The sequence below is a fragment of the Immundisolibacter sp. genome (genome assembly GCF_041601295.1).
GTDB lineage: Bacteria > Pseudomonadota > Gammaproteobacteria > Immundisolibacterales > Immundisolibacteraceae > Immundisolibacter.
The window spans coordinates 1-22,053 of the sequence record NZ_JBFIII010000034.1; the positions used below are offsets into that span (position 1 = coordinate 1).

The following is a 22,053-nucleotide window of genomic DNA, read 5'->3' on the forward strand; positions in this document are numbered from 1 at the left end:
AATCCACCCACGGCACCACGTCCAGGATGTCCTCGAACTCGCCCTCACCATGCTCGGCGACCTGATAGGCGGTGTGCATCGCCCAGTTGGTACCGCTCTTGAAATACGAGCACACGAACACGTCTTGCTCGGTCGGCGCGTAGCCGGTAAAGGCCTTGGCGATGGCCTTGTCGAACAGGCCGGCGGCCATCGGCTTGAAGAGGCGCTGGAACAGCGGAAACTCGAACCCCAGCACCTGCGACAGATCGAACACCCGCCGCAGCAGCCAGGTGACGGGCCGCATTTGCCGGCGCGTGCGGGCCATAGCGGCCAGCGTGTTGCGGCGGCGCTCGACGACGTCGGCGAATTCGTAGCCGGGCGGGGCGGGGATGGACATCGACAGTGCTCCTCGGTGAGTTGTGGTCAAGGGCGAATGAGTGCGCCCAACCAGCCATGGACGTTGGCAAAATCGGTGGCGTCAGGCAGGCAAGGCCGCGATCAGCGCATCAAGCTCAGCCTTGAGTCGCGGCAGGATTTCGTCGTAGCCGAAGCTGCCGACCAGCTCACCGCGGCGTTTGAAGTTGACCTGTTTCGGCCCGCACCACAGGCCAAGGTCGGCGTCGTCGGTCTCGCCGGGGCCGTTCACGCGGCAGCCCATGACGGCGATGGTCAGGTGGTGGTCTTTGGCATACGTGGTCAGGTCGCGCACCTGCTCGGCAAGGTCCACGAAGGCCTCGTTCTGCACCCGCGAGCAGCTGGGGCAGGAAATGATGTTAAGACCTTGGCCGAAGTCCACCACCGAGCGCACGCGCCCGGCGGCGATGTCGGCCAGGATCTGCTGGCCGGCGGTCACTTCCTCGGCCTTGCGGGCGTTGGGCAGGGTCAGCGACACGCGGATGGTGTCGCCAATGCCGGCGCCGATCAGCTGCTCGAAGGCAATGCGCGTCTTGATGATGCCGTCCGGCGGCAGGCCGGCTTCGGTCACGCCAAGATGCAGCGGCACGTCCGGGCGCTGGGCGGCGAAGCGTTTGTTCAGTTCGATCACCTTGGCCGGATCGGAGTCCTTGAGCGACACGCAGTAGCGGGTGAAACCGATGCTGTCCAGCAGCTCACAGTGCTCGGTGGCGCTGAGCAGCATCGGCGAGATCGAGTCGTGGGCGTCGAACAGCGCCGCGCGCGCCGGGTCCAGCGACCCGGCGTTCACGCCCACGCGCAGGGCGCAGTCGTGGCGGGCGACGATGTCCGCCAGATAGCGCACCTTGTCCTGCCAGGGCTTGTGCTTTTCGTGGTGGAACAGATGGCCGGGGTTGTAGCGAATCTTGTCCACGTGCGGCGCTACCCGCACCGCCATGCGGTAGTTCTCCTGCAGGTCGATGGACAGGTTGGCCTGGGTCTGCGCGCGGATGGCGGGCAGGGCGTCGGCGTCTTTGGGTGTGTCGACGGCAATGCGCACCACGCCGGCACCGGCCGCGACCAGGTCATTGGCCTGCGCCACGGTGGCGGCGATGTCCTGGGTCTTGGTGGCGCACATGCTCTGTACGGCAACCGGGTGGTCGGCGCCGATGGTGATGCGGCCGATGCGAACCGGGCGGGTGGGATAGCGGGCGATGGGCATGGCAATACTGGGGCGTGAGGTAGGTGGTCAGTATACTGGCGGGTATTTTCTGCTCGCGGGTTGGCCATGCTGTACCGCTATCTTGAAGGCAGTTCCGAGCACCGTCGCGACTATATAGCGATGGTTCCGCACAGTGCCGCGCTGGGCCTGCAGATCGTCGATGTTGGTCTTGGGCGCTGCGTGCTGCGCTTGCCGCACTGGCCGGCGTTGGCCGCGAACCACGGCGGTCTCGCCAACGGCGCGGTGTCCGCGCTGCTGGACAATGCCGGCGGCGTGGCTGTGTTCTGCGCGCTGGAAGTCGCGGTGGATTTCTCGACGCTCAGCCTGCGCGTGGAGTTCATCACCGCCCCTGCCGCCGCCATGGACGTTTACGCGCGTGTCGAGTGCGTGCGGCTGGCCGGGCGCCAGGCCCATGTCCGTGGGGTCGCCGACTGTGGCGATGCCAACCAGCCGGGGCAGCCGTTCGCCACCGTCAGCGGGGTGTTCTTTCTGAAGCCGGAGAGCAAGCCTCTGCACAATCTGGAGACGCTCGCCAATGTCTGATCCGGTTATCGGACCGACCCACACGTTTTCTGACGCATTGGCCGCGCTTCCTTACGCGGCATTTCTGGGGCTTGAATGGCACGTCGATGGCGTGCTGCATCTGCCGTTTCGGGGCGACTTGGTCGGCAATTACCGCATCGGTGCCCTGCACGGCGGGGTGGTGGCTGCGGCGCTGGAGTGCGCGGCGCAGGTACTGCTGCTGCAGCGCGGGGCATCGGCGCCGTCCACGGTAGATTTCACGGTCGACTATTTGCGCCCGGCGGTGTCCACGGACCTTTATCTGCGAGCAACGGCGGTGCGTATCGGTCGGGCGGTGGCCAATCTGCGCGTGGATGCCTGGCAGACCGAGCCGAAGCGACCGGTAGCCACCGGGCACGGCAATTTCCAGCTAAATACGGGTTGAGCGTGGTCGCGTCGGCCGTACAGGCGGTGATTTTCGACTTCGACGGCGTGATCGCCGAGCGCGGCTTTCGCGCGGCGTTGCGGCTGCTCGCCGCCCGCTGCGGGCTGGACTACCGGCCCTTGCCCGGGCAGGCCATGGATGTGCTGGTTTCCAGCGGCTATCTGACCGGCCACGCCACCGAGCAGGCCTGGTGGCAGCAGTTACAGGCCGGTCTGGGGCCGCTTGGCAGTTGTGAGCAGTTTCGCGCCGATGTGCTGGTCGCATCGCGTGTGCGGCCCTGGCAGATCGCGCTGGCCGGGCGCCTGGCAGCGGCGGGTTATGTCACGGCAGTGTTGTCCGACCATACGGACTGGCTGGACCAGATCGAGGCGCGGCAGCCGTTCGCGCGGAGCTTCGGACGCGTGTTCAACAGCTACTACCTGGGCGTCAGCAAGCGCGAGTCGGCCGCCTTTTTGGCTGTACTCGACGCGCTTGATGTGTCGCCCGGGCGGGCTGTGTTTATCGACGACAATCCGGACAATGTGGCGCGCGCCTTGGCTTTGGGCATTACCGGCATTGTCTATCGCGAGCGTGAGGCCTTCTTGCGCGACATTGACCGGTTGCTGGATGGTGTTCTGGAAGGGGCGCGAACATGATCGAGCATCTCCACTTCCTGCGCGGTTGCCGGCCGCCACTGGCCTGGCGCCAGACCGTCCAGGCGCAGCGACCCGATGGCGACGCGGATCAGGCGCAGCGTCGGGTGGCCGACGGCGGCGGTCATGCGTCGTACCTGGCGGTTGCGACCTTCGGTGATGGTCAGTTCCAGCCAGGCGGTCGGGATGTGCAGGCGCTGGCGGATTGGCGGGTCACGAGGCCACAGCTTGGCCGGTTCCGGAACCAGGCGCGCCTGTGCCGGCCGGGTGGGTCTGTCCTGGAGCATCACACCCTGGATCAGGGTACGGAGGGCGGTCTCGTCCGGTACGCCTTCCACCTGCGCCAGATAGGTTTTGGGCAGGGTGTGGGCCGGGTCGGCTATGCGTTGTTGCAAACGCCCGTCGCCGGTCAGCAACAGCAGGCCCTCGGAATCGCGGTCCAGACGCCCGGCCGGGTACAGGTCCGGCAGCGGCAGGAACTGCGCGAGCGTCGGCCGCTTGGCGAGGTCTGTGAACTGGCACAGCACGTCATACGGTTTGTGCAACAGCACCAGCCGTGGCGAGATAGCAGGGGAACAGGAATGGGGCATCGGTTCTGGGTATTGGCGTTGATGGTCGGGGCGGCGCAGGCGGCGCCACTGCGCAGCACGCTGGACGATCAGAAAGCGCTGGCGGTCACCGTCTACAACGGGGACTTGGCACTGGTAAAGGATACCCGGCAGGTGAACCTGCCAGCCGGACAAAGCGTGCTCGAACTGCGCGACGTGAGCGCGCAGATGCGTCCGGAAACCGCCCTGTTGCGCGTGGCGCAGGGCAAGCCGATCACGCTGCTGGAGCAGAACTTCGATTTCGATTTGCTGACCCCGGCCAAGCTGCTGGAAAAATACGTGGGCCGCGAGGTGCGCGTGCTGCGCACCAATCCCACCAGCGGCGCGGACACCAGCGAGACCGCCACCGTGCTGGCGGCCAGCGACGGCGTGGTGCTGCGGATCGGCGATCGCATCGAAACCGGTCTGCCCGGCCGGCTGGTGTTCGACGCCGTGCCGGACAACCTGCGCGATCGACCCACCCTGGCGGTAAGCCTGGACAGTGCCGGTGCTGGCCAACGCGCGCTGGAGCTGTCCTACCTGACCGGCGGCCTGACCTGGCAGGCCGACTACGTGGCCGAACTCGCCGCGGACGAGAAAAGCCTTGCTCTGTCTGGCTGGGTCACCCTGACCAACCGCAGCGGCACGGCTTATCGCGATGCCCGCCTGCAACTGGTGGCCGGCGACGTGAACCGCGTGCAGCCGCAGATGCGGCGCGGCATGGTGATGGAGCAGATGGTGGCCAAGGCTGACGCCGGGGCCATGCAGGAAGAATCCCTGCTCGATTACCATCTGTACACGCTGGGTCGACCGACCACGCTGGCCGACCAGCAAACCAAGCAAGTGGCGCTACTGAGCGCCCCGATCGTCAAGGTGAGCAAGGAATACCGTCTCACCGGCACCGAGTATTACTACGCCGCCCAGGCCGGCGAGATCGGCCGTGCGCTCAAGGTGGCGGTGCTTCTGAACCTGGTCAACAGCAAAGCCGCCGGTCTTGGCCTGCCGCTGCCGGCCGGTGTGGTGCGCGCCTACCAGCGTGACGCCAGCGGCGGCGTGCAGTTAGTCGGTGAGGATCGCATCGACCATACGCCGGAGAATGAAACCGCGCTGCTCAAGCTCGGCGAAGCGTTCGATGTCACCGCCCGCAGGACGCAAACCGACTTCAAGGCACTGACCGTTGGCAAGAACGAGCGGCGGCAATTCGAGAGCGCTTACCGGATCGAACTGAAAAACGCGAAGAAGACGCCGGTGATCGTCACCGTGCTGGAGCCCATCCCCGGCGACTGGCAGGTACTGGAAAGCACGCTGCCGCACGACAAGGCCGATGCCCACACCGCCCGCTGGCGCGTGACGGTGCCGGCCGGCGGCGGTCAAATGCTGGCGTATCGAGTGCGGGTACGGTTCTGAAGGTTTTGCTGTTGTTTACGAGGAGCGATTGAATGGTTCATAAACTGATTCTGGCGGCAGCTGTTGTGCTGACCGTGCCTGCCTGGGCCGATGTGACCGCCGTGTACGCCATGGCCGGTGGTGATCAGCTGCGGGTGGAATACCGCGATGCCGCCAATTTCCGCATTGGCATGGGTGCCGATAACTACCAGCTGATGCTGGGCGGGCATCTGTACGCTGTGGCCGAGGGCCAGGTGATCGACGTGGAAAAAATTTCTCGCCAGATCCGGGCCGTCGGCGCCGATACGTTCTTGGCCGGGTTGCTGGGTGACGCGACGTCGGATGTGCCGACCGAAGTCAGCGTGCGGCCACTGGGCCGCCAGGAGACGGTGGCCGGCTACCAGGGCGAGGTCTACGAAGCCCTGACCCGCACCTCGAATGGCGAGCAGCGGGCGGAGCTGGTGGTGACCGACAACGCCGAGTTGCAGGCCGTGCAGGATGCCCTGATGAAAGTGGCCAAGGAGGCAGTGGCGGCCGTGGGTGCCAAATCCAGTCCCTATGCCAAGCCGCTGGAACAGGTCGAACAGCAGCGTCTGGGCGGCCTGCTGCGTTACGGCGAGGACTTGCGACTGGTGTCGCTGGACCACGAACCGATCGCCGGCGGGCGCATTGCGCTGCCCTGAGCCGGTGCCGATCCGTCACCGGCTTGGCCGATTCTAGCGGTCACCAGTCTGTAGATCCGGCCAAAGCAACAGGTACGGGGCCGGATCAGGCGGGCTCCGAGTTCACCCGCAGGTCGCGCAGCATGCGTACTGCCGCGGTGCCGTCGACGTAGGACGTCGCTACGTGGCCGCGCTCGCGATAGCCGTGGGCGAAACAGAAGGCCCGGCCGGCCCCGTTGCTGGCTTCCAGTTTCAGATGCAGCGTGAATACGCCAGCCGTGGTGGCGGTTTTCTCCAGCCAGCCCAGCAGAGCACTGCCTATACCCAGGCGCCGATACTGCGGATGCACCGCCAGCAGGGCGAGCTGCGCCTCGCTATGGGTGACGTCAAGTACAGCCACGCCGCTGAGGCAGCGGCCGGCCAACGCCAGCACCATCGTACAGTTCGGGCTGCGGATACGGCGCTCCAGGCGGGGCGCTTCCCATCGCGGGTGCTGACTCGAGGGGGTGGCAAGGCGTATGAGGGCGGTTGCCGCAGATGCGTGCGAGGGGCGGGCGGGCAGCAGGCGCAGGCCGGTTTCTGTCATGGTCGGTCGGCTTGTGGAAGGTGTCGCGGGTAAGACCCAGTCTAGCAGGCCGCGCTTGGCGTGCCGGCGGCTTAGCTGAGGAAGCGCTGAATAAATCCGTCCTGGATTTCTCAGCGTCCGCCATCGGAAAAGCGTGGTTTTCCGATGGCTCACAAAATCAGTGGCTGACAGCCACAGATTTTGGCAGCGCATCCTTGCGCTGCGGGGAACACTGAGTACTTCAGCGTTTCCCTAAGGCGTTTTTGCCACAGTCTGTTGCTGCAGCCACTGCTCCAGCATTACCAGTACCCATACCAGTTCGCCCCAGTAGGCCAGGTGACTGCGGTGCAGCTCGTCGCGTAACCGGGCGAGCAAGTCGGCGTTGAACCAGCCGCGGCGGGCCAGGGCGCTCAAACTGGCGTCGGCCATGGCCTGCAGGTCGACGTCAGTGCCGAGCCAGACGCCAAACGGCAGGCCAAACCCGTGCTTGGCCTTACTCAAGGTCTGCTGCGGCAAAATGTCCTTCATGGCGGCTCGAAACAGCGGGCGCAGTGCCATGCCGGCCACCTTCTGTCGGGGTGAGAGGCGGTAGGCGAAGGCCACCAGCTCGTCATCCAGCATGGGGAAGGCAACTTCCACTCCGGCCAATGCCGCGGTGCCGACCACCTTGGGCAGGTCGTTGTCGGCTAACGTGAACTTGCCGTCGAGTGCCAGCAGCCGATTCACGTAATGGCGGGCCGGCGCCGCGGCATACTCGGTCTGTTGCAGGGCCGTCGGTTCGTGGCGGTCGATGGTGTCGAGGAACTCGCCACTGAAAAGTGCGCCCACGCCGAGCCGTTCGACCTGGTTGTATGCCTGCAAGCGGGCGGGTAGAGGGATACGCGCCTGCTTGATGTAGTTGCCCAGTTTATTCAGCGCGGGCACACGAGCGGCCAGCGGCAGCGCGACCGGTTCTATCAGCCCGCCGCGCAGCCAGCCGGGCAAGTGCTGGTAGCGCTCGAACAAGCCCTGTTTGGCATAGCGAAAGTTACCGCCAAAAATCTCGTCGCCGCCGTCGCCCGCCAGCAGGAAGTTGACGCCGTGCTCATGTGCCAGGCGCGCGCAATGGTAGGCCGGTATGGCCGAGGCGTTGCCAAATGGCTGGTCGTAACCGGCCGCCAGGCGAGGCAGGCTGTCCAGTACGTCCCGTGGCGTGACGTATAGCTCGTGTGGACGCGTCCGGAACCGATCCGACACGATGCGGGCGTAAGCGAGCTCGTCGTAGCCTTCGGCATCGAAGCCGATGGAAAAGGTTGGTACCGGCTCGGTGCCCAGCCCGGCCAGGTTGGCGACAACGGTGGAGCTATCCAGCCCGCCACTGAGGTAAGCGCCGGTCGGGCCCTGCCCTGGCCGGCAGCGCTCGACGGCCCGCGACAGCAGCTCGCGCAGCTGTTGTTGCAGTTCCTCGTCGTTGCCAGGGGCTTCGTCCTCGGCGAACTGTGGCGTCCAGTAACGCGCCATTTCGGCGCCGCGTCCTGGTCGCCAGCGCAGCACAAAACCCGCCGGAAGTTTTTGGATGCCGGTAAAGATGGTCCGTGGCGCCGGAATGCAGTGAAAGTAGACATAGTTGAACAGCGCCTGCAGGTCGATTTCGGCTTTCCCCGGGACACTGCGTAACTGCGCCAAGCGGCTGGAGTAGGCGATGGATGTCGTACTGGCGCAGAGGTACACGGGTTCGATGCCGAAACGGTCGGTCGCCAGCAGCAGTTCCTGCGTCTGCGGCCGGGTCAGGGCGAAGGCGAAGCGGCCCTGAATATCCGCAAGTGCCGCCTCGCCGCGGCTGCGAAATGCGTGGGCCAGGCGTTCGGCAATCTGCTGCACCCCCAGGGACTGCCCGGCCCAGCGTGGCCGACCGGTTAGCGTTAGCGTCAGATCGGCAGCGCTATACGTGCCGATAGGCAGGGCGGTTCCCCGTGTGGTTTCCGGCCAGGCCCGCGGCGCTTGGCCAAGCCAACCGTGCAGCAGGGTCACGACTCTTCCCTGGCGTCTGGAGCTACCGATACGGGCGCGCGTCCGAGTAGACGTTTGGCCCATGGCCGCAGCCGCTGATACCAGAATCCACCCAGTCGTCCGCGCAGGCTCGGACTCCAGGCGGTCAGTGTCAGCAGCGGTCGAGCGTCCTGCGCCCAGCGCTGTTTGTAGGGATTGCCGCCGGGCCCAAAGCAGTAGCGTTCGTCGGGCGCAACTTCGAACAGCGCCTCGATCAGTTTCCAGTTCAGGTAAGTGCCTGGCGACAAGCCATCGTGGGCCGGGTCGAAGTCCGAACGCAGCGCGTGGACACAGCCGCCGAAGCGCAGCTGGTATTCGGTGGCGATGACCACGTCGTTCAGTTTCAACAGCCACACCGATAGCCAGCCATGGCGACCGGCGGTGCGTGTCAGCGCCGCAAAGAAGGCCCCGGGACCGGCCTGTTCGAGGGTATTGCCGGTACGCCGTTTCCAGCTTTGGGTCGATACCGTTGTCAGCGTGTGGAGCAGTTTCCCGGTCTGGTCATCGGACAGGACGCCTGACACGTGTTGCAGCTCGATCGAACCGGCTTTCCGGAGATGATTGGCGGCCAGATTGTTGCCTTTCTTGAGGCGTCTGCTACGCCCGGCGTAATACGTGGGCCAACCACCCCTGAGCGGGATGAACGGATTGCTGTCCGTGGCGGCGTAGCAGGGCCGCAAGCCGCCCTGGGCCAGGGCGACATATAAGGCCTCGACGGATGGCGAGTCCGCCGGGAGCAGCCGCAGGCGCAGTTGATCCCATTCGCCAGCCATGGCGCGCAGGGCGTAAATCAGCGCCGGCAGCGCGGTTGGCAAATGGGAGAGTGGGGCGATCAGATCGCAGCATTGGCTGTCGGGGACGAGCAAGAATTCCAGCACCCGATGTCGCGCCGGGCCGTGGCCGGCGGGCGCCAGGCGTTTTACCAAAGGCGCTATGGCGATCGGCAGTCCAGCCTGTTCCACCACCAGAATGGCCAGAGCATGGCTATGCCGTTGCCACTGCCAGGCTGCGACAAACCATTCGTGCCGGTGAAATACGGTCGCCTGGGGCATGGCCGCACACAGGCGGTTCCAGTCGGTTTCAAGCGCGATGAACTGCGCTTCATCGCGTACCCAGCGGGCGACCGCCAGCGCGGCCGGCTGGCTTTGTCCAGCGGCGTTGCCAGCGTTTACCATGCTGCGCCTGTTGTCGTCACTGCTGGTTTTCCATGCCCAAGCCCGTCGTGTTGTTGTTTGGTCTGCCCCGGTGCGGGACCAGTTGGATCGGCAAGATTTTCGACAGCCATCCGCAAACTCTGTACCTGCACGAGCCCGATAGTTGGGGGCGGTTGAACTGGCTGCCGCTGTTCGCGGACGTTACGGTGGATGTCGCAGGGCAGCGTCGGATCGAGAATTTCGTGGCTGGTTTCAGCATGGCGCGGGAGACCAAGGTACGCGCCTCCACGCCGATATTCCCGAAAGCATACCGGGGCAGCGTCGGTAATCGACTGTTTGCGACCTCCGCCTGGACCGCCAAGCTGCTGGCCCACCTGCGCGGCGAGTGGCCTCTGCCATGGGTGGGTAGGGCTGGACGCGGCGAGCTGGTGCAACCGGTATGGAAGTCTATCGAATCGCTCGGTCGGCTGCCCTGGCTGCTGGCCGCGCTGCCGCAGGCGCGCGCCGTCCATCTGTTGCGCCATCCGGCCGGGTTTGTAGCGTCTGTGCTGCGCGGCGAATCAGCGGGCAGGTTCACTGCCGCAGACCCTGCCAGCGAGGACTACGGTCTGTACGAGATTCTGGCAACGACCGAGCCGGCGCGGCGCCGGGGACTCGATCTGCCCACGTTCCGCACGATGCTTCCGGTCGAGCGCCTGGCCTGGCGATGGGTGATCTACAACGAAGCGGCACTGACCGTGGGCGCGTCGCACCGCTGCCTGGTGATGCCGTACGAGCGGGTGTGTGAGGAACCGGGCGAGAGGACTCGCCAGATGTTCGATTTTGTCGGTTTGCCTTGGCATGCGCAGACGCAGGACTTTGTCCACGCCAGCACCACCCGCGAACAATCGGCCTACTACAGCGTGTTCAAGGATCCGCTCCGGGCGGCGAATAAATGGCGTGATGCACTGCCCGTGGAAGTGGTGACCCGCATCCGTGCAGTGGTCGCCGATACAGCACTTGCGCAGCACTACGCTGACCAGTGGTGAGTGTCCTGGGTCAAGGCGAGGCGGGGACCGGCGCGGCCTGTTTTGTGGCGTTTGCGGGTGGTTGATCGGTGGTTGAGGGGTCTGCGGATGCCGAACTCGGCGGATTCGCCGCCGGGCCGGGCTCGGTTGCCGCTTCAGGTTGCCAGGCACCGGCACGCTTTAGCTGGTTGCGCAAGCCCGGCATCGGGTGACCCAGGCGGTAGGCGGCCACCGCGTGGCGGTTGGCTTCGGCATAACGCTTGCTCTTCACCAGGGCCAGGCCAAGGTTGTAATGCGCATCCGGCAGGTTCGGATTCAGTTCCAGGGCGCGCTCATAATTATCGATGGCCTCGGCAAGCTTGCTGCGTTTTTGCAGAAACACGCCGTATACCAGATAGGTCATCGGTTCATCCGGGTAGGCCTTGATGGCGGCGTCGAAGTAACCCAGAGCGAGGTTTGGCTGGCCTATACCCCGGCCGGTATCTTCCATCAGCGTCAATGCCCGCGGGTGGTTTGGAAAGTGGCGCAGGATGAACTTGAGGTCATTCAAAGCGTATTTGTAGCGTTTGTCGCGCAGTTTTTCCTGAGCCTTCCCCAGGTGGTAGGTCTCAACCACGTTGATATGTGCGGTGTCGCCCGCATAGTAATTGCACCCGTCTTTGCAACGTCCGTCCGAGTGATACGTGGCGGCCAGGGTAGGGGCCGCCGTCAAGCAAGCGACGAGCGCGATGAGGAATCGAAAGTTCATGCTCTTCTCCTGGGAAACGTGGCGAGTTTTTTCACGGCCGGCCAGCGGTACAGCCAACGTGCGCCGCGTTCGCCGTGGTAGGCCAGCCGCCCGCGCCAACTGGGCGCATACAGGCGCAGACGCAATCGCGGCTCGATGCGGCTGGCCCAACGACGCTTCCAGTCCGTGGCCGGGTCCAGCATGTCCAGGCTGCGCGCCTCGCGGTCTTCGAACAGAATCCGCAGGACATGCCGGAACAACACGTTGCCCGGACTATGTTTGGACCACGCGTGGGCATAGCCGGTTTTGAGGCCGAACCAGGTCGTCCCGTCACGCACGAGCAGGTTGAACGCCAGCAGTTCGTCGTCCAGGGTAAGACCGAATAGGCGCAGCGCCCCGTTGGCCCGAAACTGCTCAAGAATGGTCAGGTAGAACGCACGTACCGGGTCGGATTGCAGAACGCCGCCGCCGGTGCCGGCTTTCCAGCCGGAACTTTCCACGGTCAAGGCGGCATCGAGCCAGATGCGCCAGTCCGTTCCAGCGGCAAGATCCCTCATGTCCAGGGTGCCGATTTTCTCCAGCCCATTGTGTGCGCGGTTGGTATTGGCGCGCAGCTTCTGGGGCAGACCCGAAAAATAGCTGTCGGCGCCCTGCGTAAGGTCGATCACGGGCGCTTCCCAGCGGGCACGCAGGTCGATCTGCCGCCAGGGGTCCGGTAATTCATGTACCACCCGAGCGGCCCGGGAATCCGGCGGCAGGAAGTCCAGTTGCAGTAAATCCCAGCGCTGATCGCGCAGACTGGCGGCCAGCCACTCGGCCAGCGCCGGGGCCGACAGCTTGTCCGGCCAGTCGTAGCGTGGCGTGTGCTCGTTGGTGGGCGAAAGCAGGGCACGCAATGGCAGGCCCAGCACATGGGTGCGGCTGCGACGCAGCCATACCTGTGCGGTTTCGCCGAGTGCCAGTGGGGCAGCGTCGGGCGCAAACGCGGTAAACCAGGCGCGCAACCAACCGGGGCCAGCAAGTGCGGGCGCGGTGCTGGTACCCGCGTTCACTGATGCACCGGACACAGGCGATTGAGTTCCGTTGCCAGGCCCATGCTCAGGCGTTGTCGTTCAAAGTCAGCCACCATTTCGGCTGGAACCACCTGGCCCGCGCCAGTCTGCCAGGCGGCGAAGGCCTGTTCTACGTGAGCGCAGATACGTTGCATATCCGAGGCGGCGCAGGCGCTGCCCTGACCGACCTGGGCGAGCAGTTGTGGAATGGCGCCGTCGCCGCACAACACCAGAAACGGTCTGCCCAGGCGTAAATACTCATAGACCTTGGCGGGTACCATCAGGCGCGCGTAGGCAAGGTGCTCGCTTGGTTCGCCGGCTGCTTCGTTAAGGACTACCAGCAAGCCCGCGCCGGCCAGGCGTTGCAGGCTGTCGCGGTACGGCACCCGCTCGGTGACCACCCGCGTGATGTCGCCGAGCCCCTCGGCGTCCAACAGTTCAAGAAGCCACGGTTGGGTGCCAGTTGGGCCACTGCCCAGCAGCGTGATGCGGGTCTGGCCGCGCGGTAGCCGACCGGCGCGCAGCAGGGCACCGAGCGCTCGCAGCAGAGGGGTGGGGTCGCGGTTGCTGCGGTTGATGCTGCCGGGGTAGATGATCTGGAAGTATTCCCGGTCCGGCGTGGGCAAGTCGGAGAAATCGCTTTCGTCGTAGCCGTTGGGCAAGGTCACGAAATGTGCGGCGGGCAGTCGCGGGTAACGTGCCAGGAAGTCCTCGCGTGCGGCGTCGGTGTTGGCGATCACTGTGTCGGCCCCATGAACCACCCGATGTTCGAGCCAGGCGTCGATCCGGTAGCGCCAGCCGCGACCGCCGCCGCCGGCCCAGGGGTCCCGAAAATCAGCGATCCACGGCAGGCCGCTGCGGCGTTTAAGGCGCAGCGCGATCAGGTGCGCGCTCGGTACAGGGTAGGTCGAGTAGATGGCCTGCACCGCGCCGCGCCGGACCAGCGACAGACCCGCCCGCACCGCGGGCCGGCGCCAGGAGCCGAACCGATCCGGCACACCGACGACCGCAGGGTAACGACCGGCGATGCTCCAGCGCTGCTTGGCGTCGTGGCAGGGTAGGCGGTCGACGGAAACCTCGGGCGGTATCTGAGTCTCCAAGGCCGGATCCCGCTGCGGGTAGAGCGCCGGATCGACGGTCAGGACGTGTGTTCGCCAGCCAAGATCGAGCAGATGGCGGGCGAATTTCAGACTGCGCAGCACGCCGGTGCTGCTGTTGTCTGGCGGGAAATGAAAGGCCACCATCAGCAGGCCGCGCAATCGTGTGGCCGTACTCGCCGGCCGACTGGGGTCAGGCAGCACCTGGGCGCTAGCGATCAAGATCAAGACCGGCGGTTCGTTTTGCACTCGCCAGAAGCCGGCTGCCGGCGCGGCCAGTGCAGCTCGCTGCGAGCAGCGCGGCGGTGGACAGGCGCGGCGCGGCGCGCAGGCTGTGCCAGAAATGGCTACGAGCCTGACGCAGGTCGCCGCCGTGCAGAGCGCGCCGACCGAGTTGCTGGTAGCGGCGGGACTTTTCACCTCTGAAGAACCCGGTTGCGCCGGCCGGGTAGCGCTCGGGCGTGGCGAACACGCGCTCGGCAACCGCGATGCGACCGCGAATCATCGCGTCCAGGTCGTCAGACAAGCTGCTGCCGTGGTGGCGGTAGCCGACCAGCGGCGATTCCACCACGCCAACGCGTCGATCCTTGGCCAAGCGCAGCCAGAAATCGTAGTCCTCGCACACCTTGAGTGTGGGATCGAAACCACCGATCGCCAGGGCATGTTCCCGGCGCGCGATGGCCGTTGAGGTGGTGACCACGAAGTTGGTACGCATGATGGCGGCGGCCATGTCGGTGTCGAATACCTGGCCACCCTCGACACCGGGCACCGCATGCCGCGGCAGGCCCGCATAGTCGGTGCGCGTGGCTAGAAAAGAATCGAGCAGGCGCTCGCCATCGCGAAATTGCCAGGCATCACAGAACACCAGGGCCAATCCCGGTTCGCTGCGGGCGATAGTGAGTTGCCGAGCCAGCTTGTCCGGTTGCCAGATATCGTCGGCATCCAGAAACGCGACCCAGTCCGCCTGTGCCAGGCGCAGCCCTTTGTTGCGGGCGTCCGAGACGCCGAAGTCCGGCTCGCAGATTACCTTCAGGTCCGGGCAGGCGGCTTGTGCCTGGGCTACCGTATCGTCTTCAGAGGCGCCATCGACGAGAATGATCTCGCTGCGTACCTGTTGCTGGGCCTGGGCGGTTCGCAGCGTTTCGGCGATGAACCGGGCCGAGTTGTAGGCCGGTATGATGATGGAGACATCTGGGGTCATGACTGCTTCAGGCGGCGGATGTCGAGTGGTGAACAAGATTTGGCTAGCGTAACCGACCGTCACGACCGGCGCTTGGTATTCCAGGCCGCCAGCCGGCCCCTTGGTGAGTTATCGATCACATGGCTTCCTCACTGAGCGAGGCAGGGTTCCCGCCCCAGGTGTTTCTAATCGGCGCCCAGAAAGCCGGCACCACGTTTCTGGCCAATCTGTTGGGCGCGCAGCCTGGCGTGTGCGTGGCCAGGCCGAAGGAGCCGGATTTCTTTACCCGCCACCGGGAGCGGGGCCTGGACTGGTATCGGGACTGCTTTCCCACAACTGAAGGCCGTTTGTTGCTGGATGCTTCCACCAGCTACTCAGCTGCGCCGTTGGCCGGCTACGGATCGGCCGGTGACGATCCGCGTAGCCGGTATGCGGGCGTGCCGATCGCCATCCATGCCGTGGCGCCAGCGGCACGTTTCATCTACCTGGTTCGCAACCCGGCCGCGCGGGTGCATTCGGCCTACTGGCACGGAGTGCGGACAGGCAACGAAACCCTGCCGATTGAAACGGCTCTCGCCACCGACAGCACCTATTTGCGTACCAGCGATTATCTGGGTCAGTTGCGCCTGTATCTGGAGTATTTCCCACGCGAGGCGTTCCTGGTTCTGCGTTTCGAGGATCTGGTGCGAGAGCCTCTGGCGGTGCTAGAGGCCAGCTGCGAGTTTCTAGGTTTGGCCCGGCCGCTGGCCCTGCCGCCGGATTCTGGCCATAACCGCAGCTATGTTTATCGTGGGCCGTTACAACGGATTGATCGATATTTGGGTGGCGGCGGTGGGCTCGGCCGCTTGTTCAAACGTCTGCGGCCCTGGTTGCCGCGCAGCCTGCTGGAACTGGCCGGCCCGGTGATGACACAGAAAGTGCCGCCGCTGGATGCTGCCATGCGTGAGAACCTGCTGCTGCGTTTCGCGCCAATGGCAAGGGCGTTCGCGGACCTGACGGGCGTATGGGTAGATCCGTGGCAGCCGCCTGGTTGAGGAGGGTGGCTCACGCCGGATTATTTGCCAAGGGTGCGGCGCGCGCAGGTAGGTAGCCGCCGTCGCGACAGCATCATACGGTTGCTCAGCCATAGGCCCAGGCCTGCGCCGACGGCATCACGCAACAGGTCAGCGGCCGAGCATTCCCGTCCCGGCACGAAACTCTGGTGCCATTCGTCGAAGATTCCGTAGCCCAAGGTCAGAGCAAAGATCAAGCTCGCGCCTCGCCAACGGCGGCGCTGTGGCAGCGCCAGGCCCCAGCTTGCCGCCAGCAGCGCATAGGCCGGCACATGCAGGAGGTTGTGAAACCAGCCAGGCCCTAAGGGCATGGAACCGACGGTCTGGGCGCTTCCGGATTGGCTGGAGCTGTAATAGATGGCTGACATCACCAACAGCGGTGCCAGATACCAGACAGATGGCCGTCCGGTCACGGCGTCAACCCTTCGCCTTGCAACAGCTCCACCATGAACCGGGCGGGAATGGCGTAGCTGATGCCGCTTGGATCCTTGATCAGGGCTTCTTTTTGGGTTTTGACGAATACCATGTTGACGATGCCATATACCTTGCGGTTGGTCGGGTCGAACAACGGGCTGCCGCTGTTTCCAGGGTAGGCGGTAGCGTCCAGTTGAAAGACCTTGAAGTTACCCCGGCGCAGGGAACTGAGCGCACTGGCGTCCAGTTCCCGGCTGCTGCGGGCCGGGATCACCATCGGCACGATGCCGGCGAGCAATGCGCGGTGGGTGACCGGGTGCAAGCCGAGCACAATGCCGAGGGGGAAGCCGGTAAAGGCCAGTTCCTGACCTTCGACCGCGCTGTTGGTGTTGTCGATCCGAAGTGCGGGCAGCGCAGGGCCGGCCATCCGGAGCAGCGCCAGGTCATGGCTGCTACGTCGCACCGTGCTCACCACGCTGCGGGCCTGCCCGTTTTCGTCGCTGCCGGTAAGGATGACCAGGGATTCTCCCCGGGCTAGCGTCGTCGGCAGCACGTGTTCGTTGGTAAAGACATGCTGTCCGTCCGCCACAACAAAGCCGGTGCCGAGCATGTTGATGGGGGGACGACGGGTTTTCAGGTAGGTTCCGACCGCCACTACGGAGGGTTTGATGGCCGGAATGGCATCGGCATAGGTGCCCGCCGCGGCGGTCGGGAGAGGCGCTGACGCCAGGCACAGGCTCACGGACAAGGCTATGCGATGGCGAATAACTGAGTTACGCATTGAACGGGTATCCGGATGACGCCAGCGTATCGGCAAACTTGGCATCGATTAGGCTTGGCAAAGTTCGGTAACCGCCGCGGTAAGGCGATCCAGATCGTCCGCATTCGATAGCCGATGATCGCCGTTTTTCAATAAGGTCAGCGTGACGTCGTCTGACGTCAGCCTATCGACCAGGATCAAGGCGCGTTCCCAGGGTACGTCGGTATCTCGCATGCCCTGCAGCACCCGTACCGGACAGGTCACGGCGATCGGCGCCTGCAACAGCAAATGTTGTTTGCCGTCCTGTACCAGGTGGTGGGTGATGACATAGGGCTGCTGACTGTATTGCGACGGGCGTTCAATCCGGCCGTCGCGTGTCAGGCTCGCTTGTTCGGGGGCCGTCAGCTCGTGCTCCGACAGGGCCTGTGTGAAATCCGGAGCCGGTGCCAGCAGTACCAGCCCGCGTATCCGTTCCGGTCGCGCCAGGGCCAGCAACAGGGCAATCCAGCCGCCCATGCTCGAGCCCACCAGCACCTGCGGCCCTTCGGTGAGTGTATCCAGCACGGTCAGAGCATCGTCGCGCCACTGGCTGATGCAGCCGTCCTCGAAGCGCCCGCCAGACGCGCCGTGACCGGAGTAATCGAACCGCACAAAGGCACGGTTTTGTTCCATGCAGTGTCCGGCCAGTGCCGTGGCCTTGGTGCCGGTCATGTCCGACATGAAACCGCCGCAGAACATGACGCCGGGCGCCACGCCCGCGATTTGCTCATAGGCCAGGCGATTCAGGCCGTGGTCGAGAAACTTTGTACTAGAGGTCAAAGGAGGCCCCCAAAAAACTTTGCACTTGCAGAATATAGTTCCTGTTGACAGGAAGGGATAAATCCTTATCATCCACCTCGGCGTTCGCAATGAACGTCGTTTCTCCTCCTCTTATACCTCCGATCGGGAGTGCCTCGGCCCTCCCGATTTTTTTGGTCATGCAAAAAACGAGCGTTCAGTAAGGTACATCATCTGAATATTAGAACACCATAGAATTCAGGGGGCTTGAAGCTCGTGGACTTGACGCCGTTAATAAAGCGGCGACCACTCACCATTGCCACTTGAACCAGGCCACTGTCGCCCGCATCTTGAGGCGGCAGTCCGACGTTCGCGGGCGCAATTTTACGGAGTTCCCATGAAACGCATTGTGCTGTTCGTTCTTACCAATCTGGCGGTGATGCTGGTACTGAGCCTGGCGCTGAGCGTCATCATGCCGCTGCTGGGCATTCGCCCGGACCAGGGCGGGATGGTGCCGTTGCTGGTGTTCGCCGCCGTGTTCGGCATGGGCGGCGCGTTTATCTCGCTGGCGATGTCCAAATGGAGCGCCAAACGCATGGTGGGTGCGAAGGTCATCGACCAGCCAAATGGGGAGCTTGAAACCTGGTTGGTCAACACCGTACGTCGGCAGGCCGAGCTGGCCGGTATTGGGATGCCGGAAGTGGCTGTCTATGACGCGCCCGACGTGAACGCCTTTGCCACCGGCATGAGCCGCAACAACGCCCTGGTCGCGGTCAGCACTGGCCTGCTGCGGGCCATGTCGCGCGACGAAGCCGAGGCCGTGCTGGGCCACGAGATCAGCCACGTCGCCAATGGCGACATGGTCACGCTGACCCTGATCCAGGGCGTGTTGAACACCTTCGTGATCGTGCTCTCGCGCCTGGTTGGGCAGTTCATCGACCGGGCCGTGTTTCGCAACGAGAGTGGCCACGGTATCGGCTTCTTTGTTGCCACCATGGTGGCCCAGGTGCTGTTCGGCATCGTCGCCAGCGTGGTCGTGATGTGGTTCAGCCGCCGACGCGAGTTCCAGGCCGACAAGGGCGGGGCTCACCTGGCCGGCCGCGGCAAGATGATTGCCGCCTTGCAGCGCCTGCAGGCAGCCCACCAGCCGGCGGCGTTGCCCGAGCAGCTCGCTGCGTTTGGTATTTCAGGCGGCAAGGGCATTTCGCGGATGTTCATGTCCCACCCGCCGCTGGAAGAGCGCATCGCCGCCCTGCAGCAGGCGGCCTGACTCGGGATTCCACGAGCGCCTGGTTCCCGCGGCCAGGGATGGCCCGTCGCCGTTCAAGCACTGAGATGCGTGAACGGCGTAGCCACGCACGGGTGCAGACCGGGCGGGGCGTGCGCCGAGAACGCCAGGAGGGCGTTATTCAGCGCTGAACTCGGGAGCCAGGCGCTTTTTTGTTTGTCCGTTCGAGGATTGTCCGATGTCCCTGATCCGTCCGTTTCGTGGCCTGCGCCCGGCGCCTGGCCGCGCCGCCGAAATCATCGCCCCGCCATACGACGTGATGAACGCCGCCGAGGCGCGCGCCATGGTCGAAGGCCGGCCGCTGAGTTTCCTGCACGTGTCGCGGCCGGAGGTGGACCTGCCGACGGACACCGATTCCTACGCCGATGCCGTCTACGCCCAGGGTGCCCAGAACCTGCGGCGCATGATTGCGGCCGGTACGCTGCGCCAGGACGATGCAGCCTGCTACTACGCCTATCGCCTGGTGATGGACGGGCGCGAGCAGACCGGCCTGGTGCTGGCGGCCTCGGTGCCGGCCTACGACGAGAACTTGATCCGCCGGCATGAGTTCACGCGCCCGGACAAGGAAAACGACCGCGTGCGCCACATCGACACCAGCAACGCCCAGACCGGGCCGGTATTCCTGGTACATCGCGCCACGGCGGCGCTGGATGGCATGCTGGCACGGGCCAGCGAGGGCGCGCCGGCGGCTGATGTAGTGGCCGACGGCGGCGTGCGCCACACGCTGTGGGTGATCGATGCCGCTGCCGACATCGCCGCCATCAGCGCGGCGGTCGAGGCGCTGGGTGTGCTCTACATCGCAGACGGCCACCACCGCAGCGCCGCTGCCTCGCGCGTGGCCGCCCAGCGGGGCGGGCCGGCGGATGCCGAGCACCAGTACTTCCTGGCCGTCAGCTTCCCGCACAACCAGGTGAAGATTCTCGACTACAACCGGCTGCTGACCGACCTGAACGGTCTTGACGAGGTCGCCTTCAGGGCGCGCGTGGCCGAGCATTTCGAGATCGAGCCAGTCTCTGGCGAAGCGCGCCCGGCGGCCCTCAACACGTTTGGCATGTACCTGGCGGGCCAGTGGTACGCCCTGCGACTGAAGCCCGGCCGGGTGCCGACCGATCCGGTCGGCCGGCTCGACGTGAGCCTGCTGCATCAGTATCTGATCGAGCCGGTGCTCGGCGTCAGCGACCCGCGGCGCGACAAGCGCATCGACTTCGTGGGCGGCATCCGCGGCCTGGGAGAACTGAAGCGCCGGGTGGACAGCGGCGAGATGGCGGTGGCCTTCGCGCTGTATGCCACCTCGCTTGAAGACCTGATGGCCGTTGCCGACGCCGGCCAGGTGATGCCGCCCAAATCCACCTGGTTCGAGCCCAAGCTGGCCGACGGCATGGTCAGCCATTTGCTGGATTGATGCCTACTGGCGCCGGTACACGAACTCGTGGATATCGTGTCCCAGGCGCTGTCCGCGGCGCTCGTACTTGGTTTCCGGTCGCCCGGCGTTGACGGAATCGGCCTCGATCGGCGTGAAGTCGGGGCGGGTGGGAAGAACCTCGCCGATGGCAGTCGCGTAGTCGGTCCAGTCGGTAGCGATTTGTAGTTGCCCCCCGGGAGCCAGCACGCGCGCCGCCAGATTCAGGAACGGCGCGTTTACAAGGCGTCGTTTGTGATGTCGCTTCTTGGGCCAGGGGTCCGGGAACAGCACCAACAGGCGATCCAGGCTCGCGGCCGGCAGGTGCTGCGTCAGCACCTGAACCGCATCCGCGCAGACGACGCGCACGTTGGTTAGTCCCGCCTGCTCCACGCGCAGCAGAAAACTGCCGATGCCTGGCGGGTAAACCTCCACGCCGATGAAATCCTGCCCGGGATGGTCTGTTGCCAGCGCCAGCAGGGCGTCGCCCATGCCAAAGCCGATTTCGAGCGCGCGCGGCGCCTGGCGCCCGAAGGCCTGGTCCAGGTCGAACTCGCCGTCGGGCAGGTCCAGGCCGTAATGGGGCCACAGGCGTTCGAGCGCATGACGCTGCCCCGGCGTCATGCGCCCGGCGCGCACTACGAAGCTGCGGATAGCGCGCCAGTGGTTTTCCTTGTGCAGGGCGGTATCCGGCGCTTCAGGCAAAAAACAGCCCATCCAGCGGCGACGAGGCCGACGCGTACGGCTTGCGCGGGATACGCCCGGCGCGGAACGCCTCGCGCCCGGCCTCGATGGCCTTGCGCATGGCGCTGGCCATCAGCACCGGATTTTTGGCGCCGGCAATCGCCGTGTTCATCAGCACACCCTGGCAGCCCAGCTCCATGGCCAGTGCTGCGTCGCTGGCGGTACCCACGCCGGCGTCGACCAGGATCGGTACCGACGCCTGTTCCAGAATCAGGCGCAGGTTATAGGGATTGCAGATGCCAAGGCCGGAGCCGATTGGGGCCGCCAGCGGCATCACCGCCACACAGCCCATGGCCTCGAAACGCTTGGCCAGGATGGGGTCGTCGGAGGTGTAGACCATCACGTCGAAACCGTCGGCGATCAGCGTCTGGCAAGCGGCCAGCGTCTCGGTCACGTCCGGGTACAGCGTCTTGTGGTCGGCCAGCACTTCCAGCTTCACCAGGTTATGGCCGTCCAGCAGTTCGCGCGCCAGGCGGCAGGTGCGCACCGCCTCGTCGGCGGTGTGGCAGCCGGCGGTGTTCGGCAGGATGGTGTAGCGGTCCGGGGGCAGTATGTCGAGCAGGTTCGGTTGGTTCGGGTCCTGGCCGATATTCACCCGTCGCACGGCGACGGTGACGATCTGTGCACCGCTCATCTCGATGGCGCGCGCGGTCTCGTCCAGGTCCTTGTATTTGCCGGTGCCAACCAGCAGGCGTGAGCTGAACGTGCGTGCGCCGATGCGCAGCGGGTCGTCGTCGGGTGCGGTCATGGCTGTGTGTCCTGGCGGCTGAGCCGCCGACTGTGCCGCGGCTCAGCCGCCACCGATGGCGTGGATGATTTCGATGCGGTCGCCGTCGCGCAGCACGTGTCCGGCATGGTTGCCGCGTGGCACGATGTCGCGGTTCACCTCCACCGCCAGGCGTTTGCCGGTGAGGCCCAGCTCGGCAACCAGTTGCGCCACGGTAAGGGTGTCGCCGGCCGCACGGACGGTTCCATTGACGACGATGTCCAACGCGGGCCTAT

Annotated in this window: 24 protein-coding genes and 1 pseudogene; 9 read left to right on the plus strand and 16 right to left on the minus strand. The window is 65.1% G+C overall.

Annotated elements, in window-relative coordinates; genetic code table 11:
* Nucleotides 1-376: pseudogene (locus ABZF37_RS06230) on the minus strand (hypothetical protein); the annotation flags it as partial.
* 81 nt (nucleotides 377-457) lie between these two features.
* Nucleotides 458-1,594 (minus strand): flavodoxin-dependent (E)-4-hydroxy-3-methylbut-2-enyl-diphosphate synthase, encoded by a 1,137-nt coding sequence (locus tag ABZF37_RS06235; protein WP_372717925.1) that lies wholly within the window; start codon nucleotides 1,592-1,594, stop codon nucleotides 458-460.
* A 66-nt stretch (nucleotides 1,595-1,660) separates the two neighbouring features.
* Here ABZF37_RS06235 and ABZF37_RS06240 point away from each other — a divergent pair, with 66 nt between their 5' ends.
* The 3 genes from ABZF37_RS06240 to ABZF37_RS06250 are packed head-to-tail and all read left to right on the plus strand — an operon-like array spanning nucleotide 1,661 to nucleotide 3,175.
* Nucleotides 1,661-2,137 carry a PaaI family thioesterase gene (locus ABZF37_RS06240; protein ID WP_372717927.1) on the plus strand — a complete coding sequence of 159 codons (477 nt, stop codon included), beginning with the start codon at nucleotides 1,661-1,663 and terminating at the stop codon, nucleotides 2,135-2,137.
* The gene (locus ABZF37_RS06245; RefSeq protein WP_372717929.1) at nucleotides 2,130-2,540 is read left to right on the plus strand and encodes a PaaI family thioesterase; all 411 of its coding nucleotides are present in this window, start codon (nucleotides 2,130-2,132) and stop codon (nucleotides 2,538-2,540) included. Before ABZF37_RS06240 ends, ABZF37_RS06245 begins: the two co-directional genes overlap by 8 nt.
* A gap of 2 nt (nucleotides 2,541-2,542) precedes the next feature.
* Nucleotides 2,543-3,175 (plus strand): HAD-IA family hydrolase, encoded by a 633-nt coding sequence (locus ABZF37_RS06250; protein WP_372717931.1) that lies wholly within the window; start codon nucleotides 2,543-2,545, stop codon nucleotides 3,173-3,175.
* Here the strand turns inward: ABZF37_RS06250 and ABZF37_RS06255 are convergent.
* Entirely contained in the window at nucleotides 3,100-3,762 is a 663-nt protein-coding gene (locus ABZF37_RS06255) for a pseudouridine synthase (protein ID WP_372717933.1), read from the minus strand. The genes ABZF37_RS06250 and ABZF37_RS06255 overlap by 76 nt on opposite strands.
* On the opposite strand from ABZF37_RS06255, the gene ABZF37_RS06260 reads away from it, so the two are divergent.
* A complete protein-coding gene (locus ABZF37_RS06260) occupies nucleotides 3,754-5,166 on the plus strand; it encodes a DUF4139 domain-containing protein (protein ID WP_372717936.1) in 1,413 nt (470 codons plus the stop codon). The genes ABZF37_RS06255 and ABZF37_RS06260 overlap by 9 nt on opposite strands.
* 32 nt (nucleotides 5,167-5,198) lie before the next feature.
* Nucleotides 5,199-5,828: a hypothetical protein gene (locus ABZF37_RS06265; RefSeq protein ID WP_372717938.1), complete on the plus strand. Its 630-nt coding sequence runs from the start codon at nucleotides 5,199-5,201 to the stop codon at nucleotides 5,826-5,828.
* Nucleotides 5,829-5,913: 85 nt separating this feature from the next.
* Here ABZF37_RS06265 and ABZF37_RS06270 read toward each other — a convergent pair whose 3' ends face one another.
* From ABZF37_RS06270 to ABZF37_RS06280, 3 genes are all read right to left on the minus strand, one after another.
* Entirely contained in the window at nucleotides 5,914-6,393 is a 480-nt protein-coding gene (locus ABZF37_RS06270) for a GNAT family N-acetyltransferase (protein WP_372717940.1), read from the minus strand.
* 231 nt (nucleotides 6,394-6,624) lie between these two features.
* Complete coding sequence (locus ABZF37_RS06275; RefSeq protein ID WP_372717942.1) at nucleotides 6,625-8,382, minus strand: asparagine synthetase B; 1,758 nt, start codon at nucleotides 8,380-8,382, stop codon at nucleotides 6,625-6,627.
* Nucleotides 8,379-9,575, minus strand: coding sequence for a GNAT family N-acetyltransferase (locus tag ABZF37_RS06280; RefSeq protein ID WP_372717944.1), 1,197 nt, complete (start codon nucleotides 9,573-9,575; stop codon nucleotides 8,379-8,381). Before ABZF37_RS06280 ends, ABZF37_RS06275 begins: the two co-directional genes overlap by 4 nt.
* A 32-nt stretch (nucleotides 9,576-9,607) precedes the next feature.
* On the opposite strand from ABZF37_RS06280, the gene ABZF37_RS06285 reads away from it, so the two are divergent.
* A complete protein-coding gene (locus ABZF37_RS06285) occupies nucleotides 9,608-10,582 on the plus strand; it encodes a sulfotransferase (protein ID WP_372717946.1) in 975 nt (324 codons plus the stop codon).
* Between the two features lie 10 nt (nucleotides 10,583-10,592).
* On the opposite strand, the gene ABZF37_RS06290 is transcribed toward ABZF37_RS06285, so the two are convergent.
* The 4 genes from ABZF37_RS06290 to ABZF37_RS06305 are packed head-to-tail and all read right to left on the minus strand — an operon-like array spanning nucleotide 10,593 to nucleotide 14,638.
* On the minus strand, nucleotides 10,593-11,309 hold the full coding sequence (locus tag ABZF37_RS06290; RefSeq protein WP_372717948.1) for a tetratricopeptide repeat protein: 717 nt from the start codon (nucleotides 11,307-11,309) through the stop codon (nucleotides 10,593-10,595).
* Nucleotides 11,306-12,340 (minus strand): GNAT family N-acetyltransferase, encoded by a 1,035-nt coding sequence (locus tag ABZF37_RS06295; RefSeq protein ID WP_372717950.1) that lies wholly within the window; start codon nucleotides 12,338-12,340, stop codon nucleotides 11,306-11,308. The genes ABZF37_RS06290 and ABZF37_RS06295 overlap by 4 nt, the downstream gene beginning before the upstream one ends.
* Nucleotides 12,337-13,665, minus strand: coding sequence for a glycosyltransferase (locus ABZF37_RS06300; protein WP_372717952.1), 1,329 nt, complete (start codon nucleotides 13,663-13,665; stop codon nucleotides 12,337-12,339). Before ABZF37_RS06300 ends, ABZF37_RS06295 begins: the two co-directional genes overlap by 4 nt.
* On the minus strand, nucleotides 13,649-14,638 hold the full coding sequence (locus tag ABZF37_RS06305; protein ID WP_372717954.1) for a glycosyltransferase: 990 nt from the start codon (nucleotides 14,636-14,638) through the stop codon (nucleotides 13,649-13,651). Before ABZF37_RS06305 ends, ABZF37_RS06300 begins: the two co-directional genes overlap by 17 nt.
* Before the next feature lie 119 nt (nucleotides 14,639-14,757).
* Here ABZF37_RS06305 and ABZF37_RS06310 point away from each other — a divergent pair, with 119 nt between their 5' ends.
* Entirely contained in the window at nucleotides 14,758-15,651 is an 894-nt protein-coding gene (locus ABZF37_RS06310) for a sulfotransferase (protein ID WP_372717956.1), read from the plus strand.
* Between the two features lie 20 nt (nucleotides 15,652-15,671).
* Here ABZF37_RS06310 and ABZF37_RS06315 read toward each other — a convergent pair whose 3' ends face one another.
* From ABZF37_RS06315 to ABZF37_RS06325, 3 genes are read right to left on the minus strand one after another with little or no spacing between them, the layout of a single operon-like run.
* A complete protein-coding gene (locus ABZF37_RS06315) occupies nucleotides 15,672-16,082 on the minus strand; it encodes a VanZ family protein (RefSeq protein WP_372717958.1) in 411 nt (136 codons plus the stop codon).
* Nucleotides 16,079-16,864, minus strand: a complete 786-nt coding sequence (locus ABZF37_RS06320) for a serine protease (protein ID WP_372717960.1) — start codon at nucleotides 16,862-16,864, stop codon at nucleotides 16,079-16,081. Before ABZF37_RS06320 ends, ABZF37_RS06315 begins: the two co-directional genes overlap by 4 nt.
* Nucleotides 16,865-16,912: 48 nt before the next feature.
* Nucleotides 16,913-17,662 (minus strand): alpha/beta hydrolase, encoded by a 750-nt coding sequence (locus tag ABZF37_RS06325; RefSeq protein ID WP_372717962.1) that lies wholly within the window; start codon nucleotides 17,660-17,662, stop codon nucleotides 16,913-16,915.
* A gap of 355 nt (nucleotides 17,663-18,017) precedes the next feature.
* Between ABZF37_RS06325 and htpX the strand changes: the two genes are divergently transcribed.
* The gene (gene htpX / locus ABZF37_RS06330) at nucleotides 18,018-18,890 is read left to right on the plus strand and encodes a protease HtpX (protein WP_372717964.1); all 873 of its coding nucleotides are present in this window, start codon (nucleotides 18,018-18,020) and stop codon (nucleotides 18,888-18,890) included.
* A gap of 196 nt (nucleotides 18,891-19,086) precedes the next feature.
* Nucleotides 19,087-20,310 carry a DUF1015 domain-containing protein gene (locus ABZF37_RS06335; protein ID WP_372717966.1) on the plus strand — a complete coding sequence of 408 codons (1,224 nt, stop codon included), beginning with the start codon at nucleotides 19,087-19,089 and terminating at the stop codon, nucleotides 20,308-20,310.
* A 3-nt stretch (nucleotides 20,311-20,313) separates the two neighbouring features.
* On the opposite strand, the gene trmB is transcribed toward ABZF37_RS06335, so the two are convergent.
* The 3 genes from trmB to thiS are packed head-to-tail and all read right to left on the minus strand — an operon-like array spanning nucleotide 20,314 to nucleotide 22,042.
* Nucleotides 20,314-21,012: a tRNA (guanosine(46)-N7)-methyltransferase TrmB gene (gene trmB, locus ABZF37_RS06340; RefSeq protein ID WP_372717968.1), complete on the minus strand. Its 699-nt coding sequence runs from the start codon at nucleotides 21,010-21,012 to the stop codon at nucleotides 20,314-20,316.
* A complete protein-coding gene (locus ABZF37_RS06345; protein WP_372717970.1) occupies nucleotides 21,005-21,799 on the minus strand; it encodes a thiazole synthase in 795 nt (264 codons plus the stop codon). Before ABZF37_RS06345 ends, trmB begins: the two co-directional genes overlap by 8 nt.
* A gap of 42 nt (nucleotides 21,800-21,841) precedes the next feature.
* Nucleotides 21,842-22,042 carry a sulfur carrier protein ThiS gene (gene thiS / locus ABZF37_RS06350; protein WP_372717972.1) on the minus strand — a complete coding sequence of 67 codons (201 nt, stop codon included), beginning with the start codon at nucleotides 22,040-22,042 and terminating at the stop codon, nucleotides 21,842-21,844.
* Between the last annotated feature and the right edge of the window lie 11 nt (nucleotides 22,043-22,053).

Coding starts and splice junctions, on each gene's coding strand:
- ABZF37_RS06240 (WP_372717927.1), top strand. CDS start 1,661: ATGCTGTACCGCTATCTTGAAGGCAGTTCCGAGCACCGTCGCGACTAT.
- ABZF37_RS06245 (WP_372717929.1), top strand. CDS start 2,130: ATGTCTGATCCGGTTATCGGACCGACCCACACGTTTTCTGACGCATTG.
- ABZF37_RS06320 (WP_372717960.1), bottom strand. CDS start 16,864: ATGCGTAACTCAGTTATTCGCCATCGCATAGCCTTGTCCGTGAGCCTG.
- ABZF37_RS06345 (WP_372717970.1), bottom strand. CDS start 21,799: ATGACCGCACCCGACGACGACCCGCTGCGCATCGGCGCACGCACGTTC.
- ABZF37_RS06310 (WP_372717956.1), top strand. CDS start 14,758: ATGGCTTCCTCACTGAGCGAGGCAGGGTTCCCGCCCCAGGTGTTTCTA.
- ABZF37_RS06265 (WP_372717938.1), top strand. CDS start 5,199: ATGGTTCATAAACTGATTCTGGCGGCAGCTGTTGTGCTGACCGTGCCT.
- ABZF37_RS06285 (WP_372717946.1), top strand. CDS start 9,608: ATGCCCAAGCCCGTCGTGTTGTTGTTTGGTCTGCCCCGGTGCGGGACC.
- ABZF37_RS06335 (WP_372717966.1), top strand. CDS start 19,087: ATGTCCCTGATCCGTCCGTTTCGTGGCCTGCGCCCGGCGCCTGGCCGC.
- ABZF37_RS06305 (WP_372717954.1), bottom strand. CDS start 14,638: ATGACCCCAGATGTCTCCATCATCATACCGGCCTACAACTCGGCCCGG.
- htpX (WP_372717964.1), top strand. CDS start 18,018: ATGAAACGCATTGTGCTGTTCGTTCTTACCAATCTGGCGGTGATGCTG.
- ABZF37_RS06235 (WP_372717925.1), bottom strand. CDS start 1,594: ATGCCCATCGCCCGCTATCCCACCCGCCCGGTTCGCATCGGCCGCATC.
- ABZF37_RS06255 (WP_372717933.1), bottom strand. CDS start 3,762: ATGCCCCATTCCTGTTCCCCTGCTATCTCGCCACGGCTGGTGCTGTTG.
- ABZF37_RS06260 (WP_372717936.1), top strand. CDS start 3,754: ATGGGGCATCGGTTCTGGGTATTGGCGTTGATGGTCGGGGCGGCGCAG.
- ABZF37_RS06290 (WP_372717948.1), bottom strand. CDS start 11,309: ATGAACTTTCGATTCCTCATCGCGCTCGTCGCTTGCTTGACGGCGGCC.
- ABZF37_RS06280 (WP_372717944.1), bottom strand. CDS start 9,575: ATGGTAAACGCTGGCAACGCCGCTGGACAAAGCCAGCCGGCCGCGCTG.
- ABZF37_RS06270 (WP_372717940.1), bottom strand. CDS start 6,393: ATGACAGAAACCGGCCTGCGCCTGCTGCCCGCCCGCCCCTCGCACGCA.